Below are 17,965 nucleotides of genomic sequence, written 5' to 3'. Positions count from 1 at the left end.
CATGCGCAGCTGCCCGGCCACGCTGCTTCCCGTGTCCCGGAGGGCGCTCAGCGGGTCGCCTCCGGCCGCATTCGGCCGCAAGCGCGACGGCCGGGCGCGCCGCCGCCCCACGCCACGCACCGAGCCGTGCATTTTCTCAAACGGAACCGGAAATCCCGCCGCAATTCTGGATATGAGCACCCTCCTTTCGCCTGCCGACGACACCTCCCGCAACGCGACATGGAATTCCGTTCACGCTGCCGCAGTGGACACCCTCCCCAGCGTGCTCCGGCTCCTGGGGGTCTCCGAGCCCGATATCGACGACCTGTTCCAGGAGATCTTGCTCGCGGCGTACGAGAGCCTGGATCGGTTCGATCCCGCCTTCCCCGCCTCCACCTCGGCGCCGCTGGAGGAGGCCGACCCCGCCGGCGATCCGCCGCCGCGGGATGGCAGGCGCCAGAAAGGCAGCGCGGAAGCCCGGTGGGTGTTCGGGATCGCCTGGCGGAAGGTCAGCCGCTACCTGGACCGCGCTTACCGCCGCCGCGAGGTGCCGACGGGCTTGCACCCGGCGCCGCACGAGCAGGCCGTCGATCCCGCGCCGAGCAGCGAGCAGCGCGTCGCGGACCGAGAGCGGCTGGAGCTCGCGATCGCGGTGCTCGGCACGATCGCGCCCGAGCGGCGGATCCTCCTCGTCCTGCACGAGGCGTTCGACGTGCCGGTCGTGGAGATCGCGCGCATGCTCGGCATCAACTACAACACCGCCTGCAACCGGCTGCGCCTCGCCCGCGAGGACTACCGCGCCGCCGTCGCGCGGTTGCGCCCGGAGCAGCGACAGGCGCTGCGCGCCTGCTGGCTCCTGTTCCCGCTGGCGTCCGACTCCCTGGTGCGCGACGACGGCACGAGCGCCTCGGTGCCGCCGGCCGCCCCGCCGGCGCCGTCTCCGCCTGCTCCGCCGACAGCGCCGGCACCTGCTCCGCCCGCACCGCCGCCTGCTCCGCCGGTGCCCCCTGCCTCTGCTCGACCCGTGCCTCCGGCGCCCTTGCCGCAGACGCCGGCGACATCGAGCCTCCGGCGGACGCTCGCTCGGGTCGGCCGTTACCTCGGAGCGGTCGCGGCAGGCATCGCCGGTACGATCGCCGTGCAGCTCGCCCTCGCGTCACCGCCGGCCCACTGGGCTCGCCGCTTCGAGGCGCAGCTGCCCGAGCCGCCGCCCGCGAGCAGCGCCTGCCTTGCACCGACGCCGCAGCAGCAGACACCGGAGCCAGCGCCCGTGGCTCCCGCAGCCGAGGCGCTCCCGCGCCCGTGCCCTGCCGCGCCGCGGGCGGCAGCACCGGCCGGCGAGCGGGAGGACACCTTCGCGGAGGAGCTCCGGCTGCTCTCCGCAGCGCGAGAACGCCTCTCGGCCGGTGATCCCGCCGGGGCGCTCCGGCTGCTCGCCGCACACGAGGCGCGATTCCCCGCAGGCCGGCTGACAGGCGTGCGGGAGCGGCTCCGCACCGTCGGCCGGGCACGCCTCGCTCCTCCCGAGCAGAGGGCGCCGGGAGGAGCGCCGTCGCGATGAGCTGCACCAGGCCCAGACACGGGCTCGGCGCGCGCCACGCGCGGTGCGCTGCCGGATCGACCCGGGGCGCCGGGCGCCCGGCGCGCGTCGCCGTGGCGGCGGCCATGGCCACCACGGTCCTGCTCTGCGTCGCGGCAGCCCGCGCCGCGCCGGAGCTGCGACCGGCTGCGATGCGGCTCGAGGTCGTGCGGGGCCCCGGCGCCGAAGCCTGCGCCGACGAGGCGTTCCTTCGCGCGGAGGTGGCGCGCGGGCTCGGCGCCGACCCCTTCCAGGACGACGCGCCGCGGGTGCTCACGGTCACCATTGCGCAGGCAGGGCCGGAGCTCACGGCCTCGATGGCCCTGCGCGAGAGCGAGAGCGCGGGCGATACAACCTGGGCTGAGGGGTTCGGCACCCGGAACGGCTGCGAGGCGCTGCTCTCCGGCGCGGCCCTCGCGATCGTGGCGCAGATCCTGAACATGCCGGAGCGGGCGCCACCGCCCTTCGAGGCCTCGCCGGAGCCCGAGCCCTCAGCGCCGCCTTCACCGCCGCCTCCGCAGACGCGCCGGGCCGCGCCCGAGCCAGTGCGCCGGGCCGAACATCCGAAGGCGCCAAAACCGCCGGAGGCGGCACCGTCCCCGCCGGAGCCGCTGCGGATCGAAGCGGGGCTCGGCGCGACCCTGGGCCTGGGGATCACGCCGGGAGCCGCGGCTGGCATGACGTTGTCCTTCGGCGTTCGCCGGCCCGCCTGGTCGGTCGCGGTGGAGGGGCGAGGGCTCGTGTCCGTGGCGCAGGAGGTCGAAGCGGTGCCCCTCGGCACGAGCGCCTTCACGATGGCTGCCGTGGGCTGTCTTCGCAGCAGCCACCTGTTCGGCTGCGGGGTCGCATCCGTGGGCGTCGTCCGGTTCGCCGCTCGGAGCCCGTGGAACCTGGCCTTGCGCAACGACGCACTGCTAGGGTGCGGGGCGCGGCTCGGCAGCGACTGGCCCCTCTCGGACACGTGGTCCGCGCACGGATACGCCGAGGCCACCGTCATCGTGGCGGACGCCGTGCTCCGGCGGCAGAGCGATCCGCGCAACGTCCCTGGAGCCATCATGTGGTCGTCACCTCCGCTCGCTGCGACGCTCGGGCTCGGAATCACGGCAGCCTTCTGAACAGGCTCGTCCACATCGTGTCCTTCTCGCAAGGAGTCAAAGAAACATGAGAATCATCAAAGGGAATCCACAATGCTCGACGTGAACGACTGTCTCGCGAGAGCCGCCCGTTGTCAGCGCAAGGCGTCTTTAAGTACTCTGCTCGAGATGCGAATCGTCCCGTCCATGCTCATCGGAATCCTCTCTTTGGCAGGTTGCCCCGGCGATCCGACCATCACCGGTCCCTGTCAGCCCCAGGAATACGGCCACCCAGGCTGCCCCTGGCCCGAGCAAGGGGGCGGCGGTGCCGGTGGTGAGGGCGGAGGCGGCGGTGCCGACAGTGCCGGCGGCGAAGGCGGGACCGGCGGCGGCGATGAGACCGCCTGCGCCGGCGATTGCGTCCCGCCGGCGCCGCTCGGCTGGTTCGGACCGGCGCTCCTCTGGTTCGGCCCGCGGGACGAGGCGCCAGCCTGCCCCGCCGCCGCGCCGAACGTCGGCTACGAGGGGTTCGCCGACCTGGCGCCCGCGCCGCTCGTCTGCGCGGCCTGCCTGTGCGACCCGCCCGACGCGGTCACCGCCTCGTGCCAGCTCCCGCTGGGCTGGTCGGCGCACACCTCGACGACGTGTTCCGGCGACCCCGGCAGCGTCGAGACCACCTTCGCGGCGCCCGGCGGCTGGGACGGCGCCTGCACCTCCGAGAACGCCATCCCCGCGGGCCAGGACTGCGGCGGGCAGCCGTGTGTGAAGTCGATCTCGATCGACGCGCCCGCCGTGCTGGTCACCGCCGCCTGCACGCCGAGGGTCGACGAGCCCCCGCCGCCGGCGCTCCTCGATCCGTGGCAGACCCGGGCGCTCGCCTGCCTGCCCGGCGCCTACACCGAGTGCCCCGGCGACCGGAGCACCTGCATGCCCTCGCCGGACCAGCCCGGAGTCCCGCCACCCGGCAGCTTCCTGACGTGCATCTTCCACGAGGGCGACGTGACGTGCGAGGCGCCGTACCTGGACAGGCACGTCTTCTACGGCGGCGCCGACGACACGCGCGGCTGCTCCGAGTGCGGCTGCGGGGAGCCGGAGGGCGCGTCGTGCACCATCATGGCCTCCGTCTACAGCGACGGGGCGTGCGCCGAGCAGGTCGCGTCGACCCTCGTCAGCTCCAGGGCGCCGTTCTGCGGGGTCACGCCGCCCGGCATCGGCCTCGGCAGCAAGTCGGCAAAGGTCGTCGACGTGGATCCCGGCGGGTGCGCCCCGAGCGGCGGCGAGCCCACCGGCGAGCTGCTGCCGGCCGAGCCGTCGACCTTCTGCTGCCAGGCGTAGAGGCACGCACCGACACTGCCACCGCGGCAGCGACGCCACGACTACGATCGGTACCGCGGAGATCTCCAGGACGACGTGCCCGCGCAAGGGGGCACCGGCGTCGAGCGGCTAGCGCGCGGAGCGCCGTCCGACCCGCGCTCCGCCGCCGCCCACGGCAGCAGCGGGAACTGGGAGAGCAACTACTATCAGGCATTCTTCGCGCTGCTCACCCTGCTGGCACGAGATACGGACAACGCCGCAATCGGGGTGCAACAGCTGGACGACATCGACTTAGGACTTGACATCTCCGAGACGTCTGGACTTCCTTCTCCCCCGATCCTCAGCGCGCCGTCGGGTCGTTGACGCGTCCCGCGAAGAGGATCGCCTGCGTCGACACGTCGCGGATGAAGAAGAAGAACGGGCGGTCCAGGACGATCGCCGCAGGCGCGGCCGGGAGACCCGAGCCTGTGGAATTGAGGATGACCCCGGTAGATGGCTGAGCTCGACCGCAGTGCCGGGCAATGAGAGGCGGTGCGCCGCCGAGCGCTGCGCCGGACACCGCCGCGACGGACCGTGATGGCGCGTATCCAGCTCTCCTTTCCTCGGAGCGTCAACGGGACCGCTGATCCGCGGGACCGGAGCGGCCCGGGGCCAGGTTGAACGCGGAGCCGACGAGCGCAAGGTGGCTGAACGCCTGGGGGAAGTTGCCGAGCAGCCGCCCGCTCGCTGGGTCGTACTCCTCCGAGAGCAGGCCGACGTCGTTGCGCAGCGCGAGCAGCCGCTCGAACAGCGCCCGCGCCTCGCCGGCGCGGCCCATGAGGGCATAACAGTCCGCGAGCCAGAAGCTGCACGCGAGGAACACCCCCTCGGCGCCGGGCAGGCCGTCGGGCGTCCTCCCAGGGCCGGTCGAGTAGCGGAGCACGAAGCCCCCGCGCACGAGCTCGCGCTCGATGGCGCGCACCGTGCCCGCGATGCGCGGGTCGCCGGGCGGCAAGAAGCCCACGAGCGGGATGAGCAGCGTGCTCGCGTCGAGCTCCTGGCTGCCGTACGACTGCGTGAACGTGCCGCGGCCCGGGTCGAACCCCTTCTCGCACACCTCCGCGTGCACCGCGTCGCGCAGCGCGCGCCAGCGATCGACAGGGCCGTCCAGCCCGAGCTGCTCCACGGTCTTCACGGCGCGATCGAACGCGACCCAGGCCATCACCCGCGAGTAGGTGAAGGGGCGCGGCCCGCCCCGCACCTCCCAGATGCCCTCGTCGGGCCGGCGCCAGCTCGATTCGAGGAAGTCCATCAGCTTGCGCTGGAGGCGCCAGGCCTCCGGCTCCGGGGCGAGGCCGGATCGGCGCGCCTGGTACATGGTGTCCATCACCTCGCCGTAGACATCGAGCTGGAGCTGCTCGACCGCGGCGTTGCCGGCGCGCACCGGCCGCGAGCCCTCGTAGCCCGGCAGCCAGGGGAGCTCGATCTCGCGGAGCCGCCGCTCGCCCGCGATGCCGTAGAGGATCTGGAGCTTCGAGGGGTCGCCCGCGATGGCGCGCAGGAGCCAGTCGCGCCAGGCCGCGGCCTCCTCGCTGTAGCCGCCGAGCAGCAGCGCGTAGAGCGTCAGGGTCGCGTCGCGCAGCCAGCAGTAGCGGTAGTCCCAGTTGCGCACGCCGCCGATCCACTCGGGGAGCGAGGTCGTCGGCGCCGCGACGAGCCCGCCCGTTGGCGCGTGGGTGAGCGCCTTGAGCGCGACGAGCGACGTGACGACCGCCTCCTTCCAGGGTCCGGCGTGGGCGCAGCGGCTCGACCAGGCGCGCCACCACGCCTCGGTGTGCTCCACCGCGCGCTCGGCGTCGATCGCCTCGGGCGGCGGCTCGTTCGACGGGTGCCACGTGAGCACGAAGGGGATGCGCTGGCCCTCGTGGACGTCGAACTCGGCGACCGTGGTGAGCCCTGCGCCGTGGACCGGCACCCCCGCGCGCAGGATCAGCGCGTCGGGCCCGGCCACCGCGCGCAGCGCGCCGCCGCTCGACCGCACCCAGGGCACGATCGAGCCGTAGTCGAAGCGAATGATGAGCTCCAGGGAGACCGGGACCCGGCCGCGCACGCCCTCGACGACGCGCACGACGTCCGGCGCCCTCCCGCGCAGCGGCATGCAGTCCACGAGCCGCACCGCGCCCTCGGCCGTCGTGAACTCGGTCTCGAGCACGAGCGTTCCCTCGCGGTAGCGGCGTGCGACGCGGGGCGCCGGGTCCTTCGGCCCGATCCGGAAGCGGCCGTGCTCCGGCGTGCCGAGCAGGGCGGCGAAGCAGGCGGGCGAATCGAAGCGCGGCAGGCACAGCCAGTCGATGGATCCATCGCGCCCGACCAGCGCCGCCGTCTGTGTGTCCCCTAGCAACGCATAGTCCTCGATCCGCAGCGGCATGCGAGCTCCTGACCGGCGCGGCGACGAGCGCCGGCGCCTCGGCGGCGGCGAGAGCACGGAGGGTGCCACGCGCCGCGCCGCGGGCTCAGGCCGTGGCCCAGGGGGGCGATGGCCACGCCGTGCACAGCGGGCGCCGCCGGGCACGACCTTGGGCTCGGGCGTCAAGCGGTGGGCCTGCCGCTGGGCGCCGCGCCGGACGCCGACGCGCCGAGCGGTGCAGCGCCGGACGCCGCCGGCGCCGCCGTGTCCCGCGGCGCCACGCGAGCTGCTGCCGGCCGAGCCGTCGACCTTCTGCTGCCAGGCATGAGCTCACCCGCGTGACCTCTGGCAACCGAGCTGTCCGATCGTCGCTGTCGCCTCGGCCCCGGCGCTCAGAATTTCGGCCGGAGACTGCCAACGACGCCGTCTTCCTCCTCGTTCGGCCCCGAGGCGAAGAAGAGCTTGGGTGTGCGGCCGGGGACGGGCAGGAAGGTGAGCCCCCAGAGACCGTCGATGAAGACAGGCTCGCCGCTGCCGTCGTCGCAGAACCGGAGCTGATCGATGAACTCGCCCGAGTCGAGGTCAAAGGCGCTGATGTGGCCGTCGCCGAAGTTCCCGACGAGGAGGCTCTCGCTGAAACGGCCCAGCCTGCGCGGCGCCCTCACCATCGCCCATGGAGCGTTGAGCGGCCCCTCCGAGGCGAAGCGCCGGATGAACCTTCCGGTCAGCGAGAACTCGTCGATGAAGCCGTTGTCGGGCTCGTTGTCGATGCCTCCTTCCTCCCGCAGCGCGAAGGCCACGAACACATGACCTTTGATGACCTCGACGTTGAACGGCGCGAACCGGCTGTTCTCCGTCGCCGGCACGCCGGGCGTGCAAGGCTCCGTCAGCGAAGCGATGCAATCGTCGGTGAACGTATCGAGAAATTTGTACCGCCCGCTGTACCGCTCGACCTTCCCGCTGACGAAGTTCGCCAGATAGAGGAAGTCGCGCCCTGTCTGGGCGCTGTGCCCGATGGTGAGGCCCTTGTAGACGGCCGATTTGTTGGAGTTGTCGATCACGATCCGGGCCTCGTTCGGATCGACGAACGGGTTCCACGCGGCGCTGGCCCCGTCCTCGCTCGCCGTGAGAAAGAGCGCCGGCAAGTCGAAGTTGCCGGGTACCGGGAAGCTCGATGTCTTGTTCAGGACGAGGCCCGTCGGCGCCGAACCAGAGCTCAGGACCCCGGCCGGAATATCGATGATGACCTGCTGGCTGCCGAACAGGAGGGGCTGACCATTGCTCTGGTAAGCCGTGACCTTGCCCGTCCCGTTGTCTGCCACCCAGAGCACATCCCCCGCCGACGCCCGGATCCCCCAAGAGTTCTTGAGGTTGGGATCGACGAACTGCGCGTCGAAACCAGTCCGGTTCGCGACGAGGTTCCGCCGCACGAAACAGAGCTCGCTCCCCGCCGCGCCGGCGTATTCCGCGAACAAGGCCGATGCCGCAAGGGCGCATCCGCCCACCAAAGCGCTCGCTTTCATGTGTGTCCCCCCGCTCCGAGAGGCCAACGGCAGAGCGAACGGATAATCGCCCCACCGCACAAAAGCTCCAGGAGCGCTCTACTAAGGCCTGATGAGACTTCCCCGTCAAGCGGGAATCACCGATACTCCTGCGCGCGAATGTCGCTTACGACATCCGTATGCCAGGAGCGATAGCCGGTTCGACCACGCGATGCGCGACCGCGGGTGACCCACCGCGGAGCAGCAAGGCGGACGATCCGTTTCGACGTAGCGGTGAGCCTTCGCCGGGGGCGCTTCAGCACGGCGCGCTCGCCAGGCTCGGGCGTCGGCGGCTGGGCCCGGGTTGGATCCATGTTTTCCGAGGAGGTGCGATCCGTCGTCTTGTGACGCTCCTCCGAAATCCCGGCAAAAATGCCAGATCTCGACGTCTCGGCACCGCTATCCCCCTACCCCCGCGCTGGATAGGATATGAACGCCCGGAACACACCGGACGTTCCGGCAGGGATCATCATGCTCGCTTTCGGCTGCCTGCCCATAACCGGTTCCGGTTGCCAGAACCATGGTCGGCTTCCCGGCCACAACCGTCCCCGGTTGCCAGCGCATGCTCAGCTACCCGGCCACGCCGTCCCCCTTGTCCCCGGGGACGCTCCGCGGATCGCAGGGTTGAGGTCGGCGGCGAGCAAGACGCGCTTCGCGTTCACCTGTACGTGGGCGCCGGCCTCGATCTCGCGCTCTTCCCCGAGGCGGACGCGCCGCAGGCTGTCCAGCCACGCCTGACCGCCGGAATCCGAGGCGAGCGCGCCGACGGCCGCCGGCAGCGCTGAAAAATTCCTCCATAGCAAGATCGAACGGGCGCGCGCGAAAGCCGCGAAACCGACCTGCCCTCCATCGCGTAGCACCATCGAACGACGCGCCACGAGCCATCGCGGGTGGAGGCGGGCGCCATGCGGGCGCCCGCGGCCGCTCCGGTCTCAGGGGTGTGTCGGAGGACCGATCGCCGTCACGCGGTTCGCCGCGGCGGAGGCGATCCAGGTCGCGTCATCTCAAGCACCGCTTCTGGAGGATGGTCATGAAGATTCGGAATCGCGCGCTGTCGGCTCTGCCCCTCGTCCTCACCCTCGCCGCCGCTTGCGGCGACGGCGAAGGCGGCGATACCACCGGAGCCGGCGGCATGGGCGGGGGAGGCGCGAGCGGGCCCGGCGGCGGGGACGCGGCCACGAGCTTCGACGTGACCCTCGAGAACGTGACGCCCGCGCGGGATTACCGGGTGGCCGGCGTGTTCAACACGCCCGTGGGCGAGAGCACGCCCGGGCCGCTCTTCCCCGAGAAGAGCTTCGAATTCCGCGTCGGCGCCCTGCCGGGCGACAGGCTCTCGTTCACGACGATGTTCGGGCAGTCGAACGATCTGTTCTATGCGCCCGATGGCGCCGGGATCGCGCTCTACGACGAGTCGGGCAAGCCGGTGAGCGGGGACGTAACCGACCAGGTCCTGCTGTGGGACGCGGGCAGCGAGGCCAACGAGGAGCCGGGCGCGGGGCCGAACCAGGCGCCCCGGCAGAGCGGCGCGAACACGGGCGCTCCGGACCCGGACAACACAGTGCGGCTGGTCCAGGATGGCTATACCTACCCGGCGGTCGAGGAGGTCATCCAGGTGACGGTGACGCCGGAGCCGGGCAACGAGTTCACGATCCGGATCACCAACATGTCGGAGGTGGGGACGCTGATGCCCGAGGGCGGGGAGCCGGCCGCCGTGCCGCTGTCGCCGGGGCTCTTCGTGGTGCACACGAAGGACAACCCGCTGTTCACGGTCGGGCAGGCGTACCCCGACAACGGGCTGGAGGCGCAGGCCGAGGACGGGAACCCGATGATGCTGCACGAGGGGGCCATTCCCCGCGCCGGGCTGACCTCGCCGGTGGCGCCAGGCGTCGCGGTGGTGCACGGGTCCGGAGCGCCCCTGTTCAGGACGGGCGAGGCGGACCGGGGCAAGGGCCTCGAAATGCTGGCCGAGGACGGGAATCCGACCGCGCTCGCGGCGTCGCTGGAGGCCGAGATCGGGGGCGAGAGCGGGATCTCGTCGGTGCTTGTCTACAACACGCCCGTGGACGCCTCGACGCCGGGGCCGCTGCTGCCCGGCGCGAAGTTCAGCTTCACGGTGACCGCGCGGCCCGGCGAGCGGCTGAGCTTCGCGTCGATGCTGGGGCAATCGAACGATCTGTTCTTCGGGCCGCGCGATGCGGGGATCGCGCTGTTCGACGCGAGCGGCGAGCCGGTGAGCGGCGATGTCTCCGACCAGGTCACGATCTGGGACGCGGGCACCGAGGCCAACCAGTGGCCCGGCGTGGGCCCCGACCAGGCGCCGCGCCAGGCCGGGCCGCAGATGGGCGCCGACGATCCCACGGACCAGGTGCGCACCGTCGATGACGGCTATCTGTATCCTGCGTCGAACCAGATGCTGAAGGTGACCATCACCCCGGCGCGGTAGCGGGGGCACGAGCGGCAGCGCTGGCCGCTGGACCACGGCCCGGGTGCCTGGCGGCCGCGCGGGGCGTCTCCGCCCAGCACGGCAATGGTGACGCCTCCTCGGGGACCTGCCGCCTACGGAGGAGCCTGCCGGTGTTGGATGGCGTGCTCGGCCTCCATCGTGTACCGGCGGCTCTCGGCCTCGTCGGGTTCGAGCCCCAGCTCACCATAGCGATAGGCCATCGCCAGCGCCTGGAGCGCCGCGGGGTGCTCCCGCTCGCCGGCGCTCTCGTAGAGTTCCACGGCTCTTCTGTCATTCCTCGGTACGCCGGCGCCTGCTCGATACGCGTTGGCGAGCAGGAACATCGCGTCCGGCGACCCTCCGCGCGCCGCGATCTCGAACCAGCGCGCAGCCTCCGCAGGGTCCGCCGTCACGCCATCGCCGTTCTGGCTGATCACGCCGAGGAAATACGCGGCGCTCGGGTGCTGCGAGGCGGCGGCTCGCAGCAGCCAGGCGCGGGCGCGCGCCGCGTCCCTGGGGACCGACGGCAGCCCCTTCAGGTAGATCCTTCCGAGCGATACCTGCGACTCGACGTCTCCCTGCTCGGCCGCCCGCGCGAGTGAATCCATCCCGGCGAGGACCTCCCCGGGATCCGCGAGCGTGAGCAGGCGAAAGCCGAGCGCCCGCGCCTCCATGCCGCTCGGGGGCGATGCCCCAGGGCGCGACGGCGGCGAGGGCGCCGCGGCGGCCGTCGGGCGGTCCGCCTCGGGACGATCGCCCCCGCGCAGCCCTCCAAGGGAAAGAGCGGCGGCGCCGCCGAGCACGAGGGCGCCGCCGGCCAGCACAGCGAGCCGCACGCGAGGCGGGACGCTCACCGGCTCAGGTCGATGGAGTACACCGAGAGCATCTTGGCGCTGCCGTCATCCTGCGCGACGAGCGAGAGGTTGGTCAGCCCGGCGGCCTCCGCCTTCGGCAGCGCGTTCTGCGCCGAGGTGAAGGTCACGGGGCCCATCGTCGTGACCCGGGCGAAGCGCCAGCTGCGGGCAGCGCCGTTCTGGGCCCGCGTGAGGTTCTCTATCTTCTTGATGTACGCGATGAGCACGTCGCGGTTCGTGTCCGGCGCGGCGTAGATCGTCTTCGAGCCGTCGAGGCCAGGGAAGCTGCCGCCGCCGCTCGCGCGGTAGTTGTTCGTGGCCACGATGAACTCCGCGGCCGGATCCATGGGCTCCCCGTTCCACTGGAGGTTCTTGATCCGGCCGCTGGCCTTCATCCCCGTGGGCGGCAGCGGCTGGGTCACGTCGATCTCGTACGTGATCCTGCTGTCCGTGAACATGTCGAAGTTGTATCCGGGCATCGCGGTGTTGATGAGCGGCTGCGGCTCCGTCTTGCTCGGATCGATCTGATTGAACCGCGTCGCGGCCCTCTCCAGCCAGTCGAGGATGTCCGCGCCGGTGACCTTCACCGCCTGGACCGTGTTCGCGTACAGGTAGAGATCGGCCGCGTTGTTGATCGCGATGCTCCCCGCCGGCACGTCGGTGTAGTCGTTGCCGCCCTGAAAGCCGGACTTGAACGGCGCGCTCACCGAGAGCACGGGCAGCGACGCGTACTGCGGCAGGTTCTCCTGGACGTAGCGGGCGACGTAGTCGGCCTGGGCCTGGTTGACGATCTGGATCGCGCTGGCGTCCCCCACGTCGGCGAACATCGACGACATCGGGAAATCGCTCGTGCCGATGGGCGTCTTGACGTAAGCGACCGTCGCCTGGTGCTCGGCGTCGAGGAGCGGCGCGATGGAGGCCTCGGCCGCGACGAGGACCTTCGTCTTGTCCGGCTGCGCGTCGCAGAGCGTCGCGAACGCGCAGGGCGCCCCCGTGCGCCAGCGCTCCGTTGCATCACACGCCTCGGGGAGCCCACCCTTGCAGGTCGTGGCGATCGGCCGGGCCTCGACGACCGTCTTCGCCTTGTCGACCTTCCAGCCCTCGCCGTCGTGGGTGAGCCCCAGCTTGATGACACCGAGGTGCTGGCCCCAGAAATTCGCCATGACGGCGGGGACGCCGTCGACCGTGCCCGCGTCCTTGTCGACCTTCGGCAGGCTGAACTGCGCCACGGTGCTGCTCGGGTTGGGGAAGATCTGGTGCGAGTGGCCCATGAGCATCGCGTCGATGCCGGGCACCTGGGCCAGGTGCCACGCCTGGTTCTCGAGGGTGGGCGTATACGGCGAGTCGTCGAGGCCGCCGTGGATGATGGCGACGACCAGCTCGGCCCCCCTGGCGCGGAGCGCGTCCACCAGCGGGGCCGCGACCTCCTTCACCCCCTTCGTGAAGACCTTGCCGTCGAGCCATTTCTTGTCCCAGCTCAGGATCGTCGGCGGCGTGACGTCGATGAAGCCGACCTTGACCGTGCTCTCGATGGCGCCGCCGCCCGGCGCCGTCGCCTTGATGGTCTTCTCGACGATGACGGTGCTCGGGAAGAGCGTCTCGTTCGTCTTCAGGCTGAAGACGTTGGAGTTCACCAGCGGGAACCGAGGGCCCTCGCAGTCCGCCGAGCCAGCGAGATCGAGCCCCTCGACGTCGAACGGGGTGTGGGTCACCTGCGAGAGGAAGGCGAGGCCGAAGTTGAATTCGTGATTGCCGATCCCGCCGACGTCGAACCCCAGGTGGTTCATCGCCTTGTACATGGCCAGCGTCTCGCCGCACGCGATCGGCTCGACGAGCGCCTGATAGTCGGCGAGGACGGTGCCCTGGATCGTGTCGCCGTTGTCGATCAGGAGATTGTTCGTGAACTCGGCCCGCGCCTGGTTGATGAGGGTCGCGGTGCGCTCGAGGCCAATCGATGGATCAGCGACCAGCTTGAAGTAATCGAAGCCGAGGATGTTGGTGTGGAGATCGGTGGTCTCGAGCAGCGCGAGGTCCGCCGTGGCTCCGCTCGGCGTCGCCGGGGCTCCTCCCGCGCCGCCACCGCCCTGCTCGCCGCCTGCCGCGCCGCCGCCGCCCTGCTCGCCGCCTGCCGCGCCGCCGCCGCCCTGCTCGCCGCCTGCCGCGCCGCCGCCCCCCGTACCGCCTCCTCCCGCTCCGCCTGAGCCTGCTGAGCTGGAGGTCGATGAGCCCGTGCCGCCCTGGTCATCGCCGCACGCGGTCAGCGCGGTCATGGCCAGAATCACCGAGGAAACCGACGCTATCCGTCCGACTCGACCTGTCATCGTGAACACCTTTCCGAGCGCCGCCTCGGCGCGATGCTTCTTCGCGCGAATACAGCCATGTTGAATCGGGGCGGTCGAGTTTTGGCACCTATGCATGCCCGGATCAAGGGCCTCGATGGAATTCTCGGCATGTCAGCAGCACCGGAGAGGCGATGCGGCGGAAGAACGCTTGAACGGCGCGCCCGCTGCGCGCCGCTGCGTCAATCCGATGGACGGTTGGCAACAGTCTCGTTAACGCTCGCCACGTGCGAAGGACCGCACGCAAGGACGCGCTCTCGCAGCCTGTGGAGTGAAGGGTCGGGACGGCGGCGGGGCGTCGATTGGGGCCCGGTGTCTCAGGCGCACCGGCGCGGAGGGGGCAGCGCCTCCTCCGTGCTCCGGGAGCTCCCGCGGGGGCCCACGCGGGCCATCATGGCAGCTGTCCCCCGCCCTGGACTGGCCTCAAAACACGATCGTCCAGCCTGGGTTGCTCACTTGCTGCTTGGTGTAGGACACGCCGTCGACCTTCAGCCCTTCCGCGTTGAGCAGCGTGATGATCCCGCCCTTGTTGGAGAGGACCATCGGAGCCTGGACGACGACCGTCGTCAGCCCACCGGGCTGAAGCTCTCCGGTAAGCGCCATCTTCGATTTGGCCTTGTCGGCCAGCGACCAGCCACCGAGGTTGATCTTCCGGTTCGACGTATTCAACAGTGTAACGGTCTCCCGTTCGGGTGTGCGCGTGTCGTTCACGAGGGCGGCGACGATCCGCACGATCCCGTCGGGCTGCTCTACCGTGGGGAGTTCACCGCCTCCACCGGTCACATCGGACGGCGGTCCGGATACAGGGACGTCGAGCGTATGCCCTGTCTGGTCATCGGTGTGCCACGCCTGCGTCTGAAATTTCATGAAGATCGCGACCCACTGGTCCCCACGCGGGAAGTGGATGAGGAGGCCGCCGTCCTGCCAGACACCATCGTCCTTCTTGAAGCGGGCGTCGTTGCCCTGGTTCATGTGGATATCGTGGATGCCGTTTCCGGGCAGGAAGCCGAAGATCTTGTCCTTGGTCCCGCTCTCCGGACCCCAGCGCTCCCCGAAGGCGTACAGGAGCGCCGTCTCGTCGGCCATCGCCCGCTGCACGTAGTGATCGAGCTTCTCGTTGAGGTCGTTGTCAGGGCCTGGGGCGGAGAAGGGCAGCGGGACGAACTCCGTCCGATCCACGAGGTTGCCCCGGATGAAGTCGAGCCCGAGCCCACCCGGCTTGCTCTCCAGCCGATGGAAGCCCCGCGTCAGCTCGTGGACCTCCTGAAGCAGCGGGTGCGCGAAGTGTGACTTGACGACGTATTCGACCTGAGAGCCGTCCTGCGACTGCACATTCACCGCGATGCGATAGTCGATCGTGTCGTCCACGACGTGGATCTGATAGTGCGGGTTCGCCCCCGACGCGAGGCGCCGATCGATGACTGTACCCTTCAATACGCCATAGCTCTTCAGCGGCATGTTGCCTCCGGCATTCATCGGCTGAGCACGGCCGGTGCCCGCCTGTGAGATAGTATCAAGACCCTACTTCACTGCCTCGAATGGTGATGGGTCATCCGGCGTGCGCTCCCCCTTGGGGCCGGTGACCGACGGGTGTTGAATGGAACGCGCGATAGCGCGTTCTACACCATGTGAAGCCGTCTTTTTTTTGAAGTCAAGGCTGAACTGCCCGTGGACTCTGAAAGTCCGCCGCCCTGTCACGCAACGGTCCATTTGCGGAAAGCTAGCTGCGAAAGCTAGCGGAAATCCAGGGAGCTGATGCCGGAACCCCATCGTCTCTCGAGCGGCCAATGCCAAGCCGAGGCGCACGCTCCTTACAGGCACATCAAATTCATCATCGATTTGGTCGCGCCGCGCCAGGCGCGCTTCAAGCGGTGTGCAATCACCGGGGCCATTTCGACCGCGACGGATCTCGCCGGGGCCGTCACCTCTGCGCTGAGACTACCTACTCGCGGCGGCTGCGGCCGGCGCGCGCCGGGTCGGTCGCCGGCAGCTCCCCGAGGAGGTGGTCGATGCAGGTCCGGACGGCGGCCGTCAGGGCTCGATGCGCGCGATAGAGGAGACTGACGCCTCCGGCCTCGGCCTCGTAGCCTTTGAGGACGCGGACGAGACGCTTCGCGGCCACGTCCTCGGCGCAGAACACCTCCGGAAGCATCGCGATACCGACGCCCGCGAGCGTCGCGCGGTAGGCGGCGGAGGACTCGCTCACATAGAAGCGGGGCTCGAAGGCGACACGCCGCCTCCGGCGCCCCTGCCCGAGCGTCCACGCCGCCATTCCGTCGGTCGCGTGCACCGCGATGCAATCGTGACGCGCGAGGTCCTCGATCCGGTGGGGAACGCCCCGCGCCTCGAGGTAAAGCGGGCTCGCATACAGCAGCTTCCGCGTCGCCCGCCAGAGCTCTCGCGCCACGAAGTCGGTTGTGTCGTCCACGTGGCCCGGGACGATCGCGATATCGAAGCCCCCGGCGAGGAGGTCGACCCGCCGCGAATCGATCTCGAGGTCGACCGACACGTGAGGGTGCTTCGCGAGATAGGTGCAGACGACGCTCGCCACCGCGGCGCCGAGGGCGATCGGCGCCACGATCCGCACGCGGCCTCGCGGCTCACTCTGGAGCTCGCGGACGTGATGCGTGCCTCTCGTGAGATCGTCGATCGCCCGTTCGGCGTGGCCGAAGTACGCGCGCCCGGCCTCGGTCAGCTCCAGCCGGCGCGTGGTTCGCTCGAGGAGCCGGACACCGAGCGCGGACTCGAGCCGCGCGATGCGCCGGCTCACCGTGGAGACCGGCACGCCGCGCTCGCGGGCGGCGGCCGAGAAGCTGCGCGTCCGGACGACCCGCACGAGGAGCGCGGCGTCGTTCAGGTCCAGATCGATTCGTGCGTCCACGACAACAGTCCCTTCCCTCCAGGCACACTAATGCGCTCCGGTGGCCGGCGCTAGGCTCGACCACGTGAAGAAGCCCATCGTCACCGGGCCACGCGGAGCACGGGGCGCCGCGTCCGCGTGATCCCTGGGATGACCGCGCAGGGTCGCTGCGCCGAGCGCAGCAGGAGGTTGTCATGATCATCGTCACCGGAGCCAACGGTCACCTCGGCCGAGCCATCATGGAGCGGCTCCTTCAGCGCGTGCCCGCCGCTCGGCTCGGCGTCAGCGTGCGCGACCCGGAGCAGGCCAGCGCGCTCGCCGAGCGCGGCGTCCGCGTGCGCCGGGGGGCCTTCGAGGACGCCGCGAGCCTGCGCCACGCGTTCGAGGGCGCCTCGCACGTCCTGATCGTCTCCATCAACAGCGCAGGCGAGGCCGCGGTGCGCCAGCACGAAGCCGCGCTCGAAGCGGCGCGCGCGGCGGGCGCCCGCCGCGTCCTCTACACGAGCCACATGGGCTCGAGCCCGGCGTCCCGCTTCGAGCCCATGCGCGACCACGCGGCCACCGAGGCCTTGCTGCAAAGGTCGGGGGTCGCTTTCACCTCGCTTCGCAACGGGTTCTATGCGGCGTCCGCGCTGATGCTCCTCGAGCGGGCGCTCGAGACGGGCAAGCTCGTCGCGCCAGAAGACGGCCCGGTCTCGTGGACAGAGCACGGCGACCTCGCCGACGCGGCGGCGATCGCGCTGACCGACGAGGCGCGCCTCGACGGGCTGACACCGCCGCTCACCGCCTCCGGGGCCCTCGACCTCGCCGACATCGCGGCGATCGCCTCGGAGCTCCTCGGGCGCCCGATCACGCGGGTGACCGTCAGCGATCGAGCGTTCAGAGAAGACATGGTGTCTCACGGCGTCCCCGAGCAACGGGCAGACCTGCTCCTTGGCATGTTCGCGGCGAGCCGGGAGCGCGAGTTCGCCGCGGTGGATCCGACCCTGGAGCGCCTGCTCGGCCGGGCGCCGATGTCCATGCGCCACTACCTGACGGCGCGCCTGTCACGCTGAGGCACGGGGCGCACCTCGAAGAGCAGGTCGTCTTGGGCCTGCTCCGAGCGGTTGTTTCGAGAGACGAGCGCCGCCTCGCGGCGCTGCGCGAGGCCGATTGCGGATGAGGGGCGGGCGCCGGAGCTCAGCGCACCATGGTGAAGAAGTTGAGCTTGTTGCCGTCCAGGTCGCGGAAATACCCTCCGTAGAAGCTCTGTCCGCGCGGCCCCGGCGCGCCCTCGTCCTTGCCGCCGAGTTCCAGGGCCTTCCTGTGGAGCGCGTCCACCTTGGCCGGGCTATCGACGACGAGCGCGACCATCACCCCGTTGCCGACCGTGGCCGGCTGGCGGTCGAAGGGCAGGGCGACGGCGAGCGCAGGCGCGTTCGGCTTCACCGCCCAGATGATCATCCGCTCGAGCTGCCAGAGCCGCGTCGCGCCCAGCTCGCCCAGCAAGGCGTCGTAGAAACGGGCGGCGCGCTCCAGATCGTTCGTGCCCAGCGTGACATATCCGATCATCGATCTCTCCGTTCGTTGAAATGATTCGTCTTCGTTGCCTGATCAG

13 protein-coding genes are annotated in these 17,965 nt (G+C 70.6%); 5 read left to right on the top strand and 8 right to left on the bottom strand.

Annotation, left to right across the window (positions count from 1 at the left end; translation table 11 throughout):
* The first annotated feature begins 244 nt into the window (after positions 1–244).
* The 3 genes from WMF19_RS09000 (at position 245) to WMF19_RS08990 (ending at position 3,966) form a co-directional block, all read left to right on the top strand.
* A complete protein-coding gene (locus WMF19_RS09000; protein WP_437800146.1) occupies positions 245–1,540 on the top strand; it encodes an RNA polymerase sigma factor in 1,296 nt (431 codons plus the stop codon).
* Positions 1,537–2,673 carry a hypothetical protein gene (locus WMF19_RS08995; RefSeq protein WP_437898708.1) on the top strand — a complete coding sequence of 379 codons (1,137 nt, stop codon included), beginning with the start codon at positions 1,537–1,539 and terminating at the stop codon, positions 2,671–2,673. Before WMF19_RS09000 ends, WMF19_RS08995 begins: the two co-directional genes overlap by 4 nt.
* A 165-nt stretch (positions 2,674–2,838) precedes the next feature.
* Positions 2,839–3,966, top strand: a complete 1,128-nt coding sequence (locus WMF19_RS08990) for a hypothetical protein (RefSeq protein ID WP_437898707.1) — start codon at positions 2,839–2,841, stop codon at positions 3,964–3,966.
* Positions 3,967–4,285: 319 nt separating this feature from the next.
* On the opposite strand, the gene WMF19_RS08985 is transcribed toward WMF19_RS08990, so the two are convergent.
* The 3 genes from WMF19_RS08985 to WMF19_RS08975 form a co-directional block, all read right to left on the bottom strand.
* Positions 4,286–4,504 carry a serpin family protein gene (locus WMF19_RS08985; RefSeq protein WP_437898706.1) on the bottom strand — a complete coding sequence of 73 codons (219 nt, stop codon included), beginning with the start codon at positions 4,502–4,504 and terminating at the stop codon, positions 4,286–4,288.
* Between the two features lie 51 nt (positions 4,505–4,555).
* Entirely contained in the window at positions 4,556–6,352 is a 1,797-nt protein-coding gene (locus tag WMF19_RS08980) for a glycoside hydrolase family 15 protein (RefSeq protein WP_437898705.1), read from the bottom strand.
* 371 nt (positions 6,353–6,723) lie between these two features.
* The gene (locus WMF19_RS08975; protein WP_437898704.1) at positions 6,724–7,806 is read right to left on the bottom strand and encodes a TIGR03118 family protein; all 1,083 of its coding nucleotides are present in this window, start codon (positions 7,804–7,806) and stop codon (positions 6,724–6,726) included.
* Positions 7,807–8,902: 1,096 nt separating this feature from the next.
* Here WMF19_RS08975 and WMF19_RS08970 point away from each other — a divergent pair.
* The gene (locus tag WMF19_RS08970) at positions 8,903–10,315 is read left to right on the top strand and encodes a spondin domain-containing protein (protein WP_437898703.1); all 1,413 of its coding nucleotides are present in this window, start codon (positions 8,903–8,905) and stop codon (positions 10,313–10,315) included.
* A gap of 113 nt (positions 10,316–10,428) precedes the next feature.
* On the opposite strand, the gene WMF19_RS08965 is transcribed toward WMF19_RS08970, so the two are convergent.
* The 4 genes from WMF19_RS08965 to WMF19_RS08950 form a co-directional block, all read right to left on the bottom strand.
* Positions 10,429–11,169, bottom strand: a complete 741-nt coding sequence (locus tag WMF19_RS08965; RefSeq protein WP_437898702.1) for a tetratricopeptide repeat protein — start codon at positions 11,167–11,169, stop codon at positions 10,429–10,431.
* The gene (locus WMF19_RS08960) at positions 11,166–13,439 is read right to left on the bottom strand and encodes a 5'-nucleotidase C-terminal domain-containing protein (protein WP_437898701.1); all 2,274 of its coding nucleotides are present in this window, start codon (positions 13,437–13,439) and stop codon (positions 11,166–11,168) included. Before WMF19_RS08960 ends, WMF19_RS08965 begins: the two co-directional genes overlap by 4 nt.
* A gap of 492 nt (positions 13,440–13,931) precedes the next feature.
* A complete protein-coding gene (locus WMF19_RS08955) occupies positions 13,932–14,966 on the bottom strand; it encodes a DUF2278 family protein (protein WP_437898699.1) in 1,035 nt (344 codons plus the stop codon).
* 484 nt (positions 14,967–15,450) lie between these two features.
* Positions 15,451–16,389, bottom strand: coding sequence for a LysR substrate-binding domain-containing protein (locus tag WMF19_RS08950; RefSeq protein ID WP_437898698.1), 939 nt, complete (start codon positions 16,387–16,389; stop codon positions 15,451–15,453).
* A gap of 173 nt (positions 16,390–16,562) precedes the next feature.
* Here WMF19_RS08950 and WMF19_RS08945 point away from each other — a divergent pair, with 173 nt between their 5' ends.
* The gene (locus WMF19_RS08945) at positions 16,563–17,423 is read left to right on the top strand and encodes an NAD(P)H-binding protein (protein ID WP_437898697.1); all 861 of its coding nucleotides are present in this window, start codon (positions 16,563–16,565) and stop codon (positions 17,421–17,423) included.
* Positions 17,424–17,547: 124 nt separating this feature from the next.
* Here WMF19_RS08945 and WMF19_RS08940 read toward each other — a convergent pair whose 3' ends face one another.
* On the bottom strand, positions 17,548–17,919 hold the full coding sequence (locus WMF19_RS08940; RefSeq protein ID WP_437898696.1) for a VOC family protein: 372 nt from the start codon (positions 17,917–17,919) through the stop codon (positions 17,548–17,550).
* Positions 17,920–17,965: the final 46 nt, after the last annotated feature.

It is taken from the genome of Sorangium sp. So ce124, assembly GCF_051525235.1.
Classification (GTDB): Bacteria; Myxococcota_A; Polyangia; order Polyangiales; family Polyangiaceae; genus Sorangium; species Sorangium atrum.
The sequence above is the reverse complement of the archived record's forward strand: the minus strand, read 5'-3'. Positions and strand labels throughout refer to the sequence as shown.

Bases quoted from the DNA above. Each gene is read 5' to 3' on its own strand.
- WMF19_RS08940 (WP_437898696.1), bottom strand. From the start codon at position 17,919: ATGATCGGATATGTCACGCTGGGCACGAACGATCTGGAGCGCGCCGCC.
- WMF19_RS08960 (WP_437898701.1), bottom strand. From the start codon at position 13,439: ATGACCGCGCTGACCGCGTGCGGCGATGACCAGGGCGGCACGGGCTCA.
- WMF19_RS08980 (WP_437898705.1), bottom strand. From the start codon at position 6,352: ATGCCGCTGCGGATCGAGGACTATGCGTTGCTAGGGGACACACAGACG.
- WMF19_RS08995 (WP_437898708.1), top strand. From the start codon at position 1,537: ATGAGCTGCACCAGGCCCAGACACGGGCTCGGCGCGCGCCACGCGCGG.
- WMF19_RS08955 (WP_437898699.1), bottom strand. From the start codon at position 14,966: ATGCCGCTGAAGAGCTATGGCGTATTGAAGGGTACAGTCATCGATCGG.
- WMF19_RS08945 (WP_437898697.1), top strand. From the start codon at position 16,563: ATGATCATCGTCACCGGAGCCAACGGTCACCTCGGCCGAGCCATCATG.
- WMF19_RS08970 (WP_437898703.1), top strand. From the start codon at position 8,903: ATGAAGATTCGGAATCGCGCGCTGTCGGCTCTGCCCCTCGTCCTCACC.
- WMF19_RS08990 (WP_437898707.1), top strand. From the start codon at position 2,839: ATGCTCATCGGAATCCTCTCTTTGGCAGGTTGCCCCGGCGATCCGACC.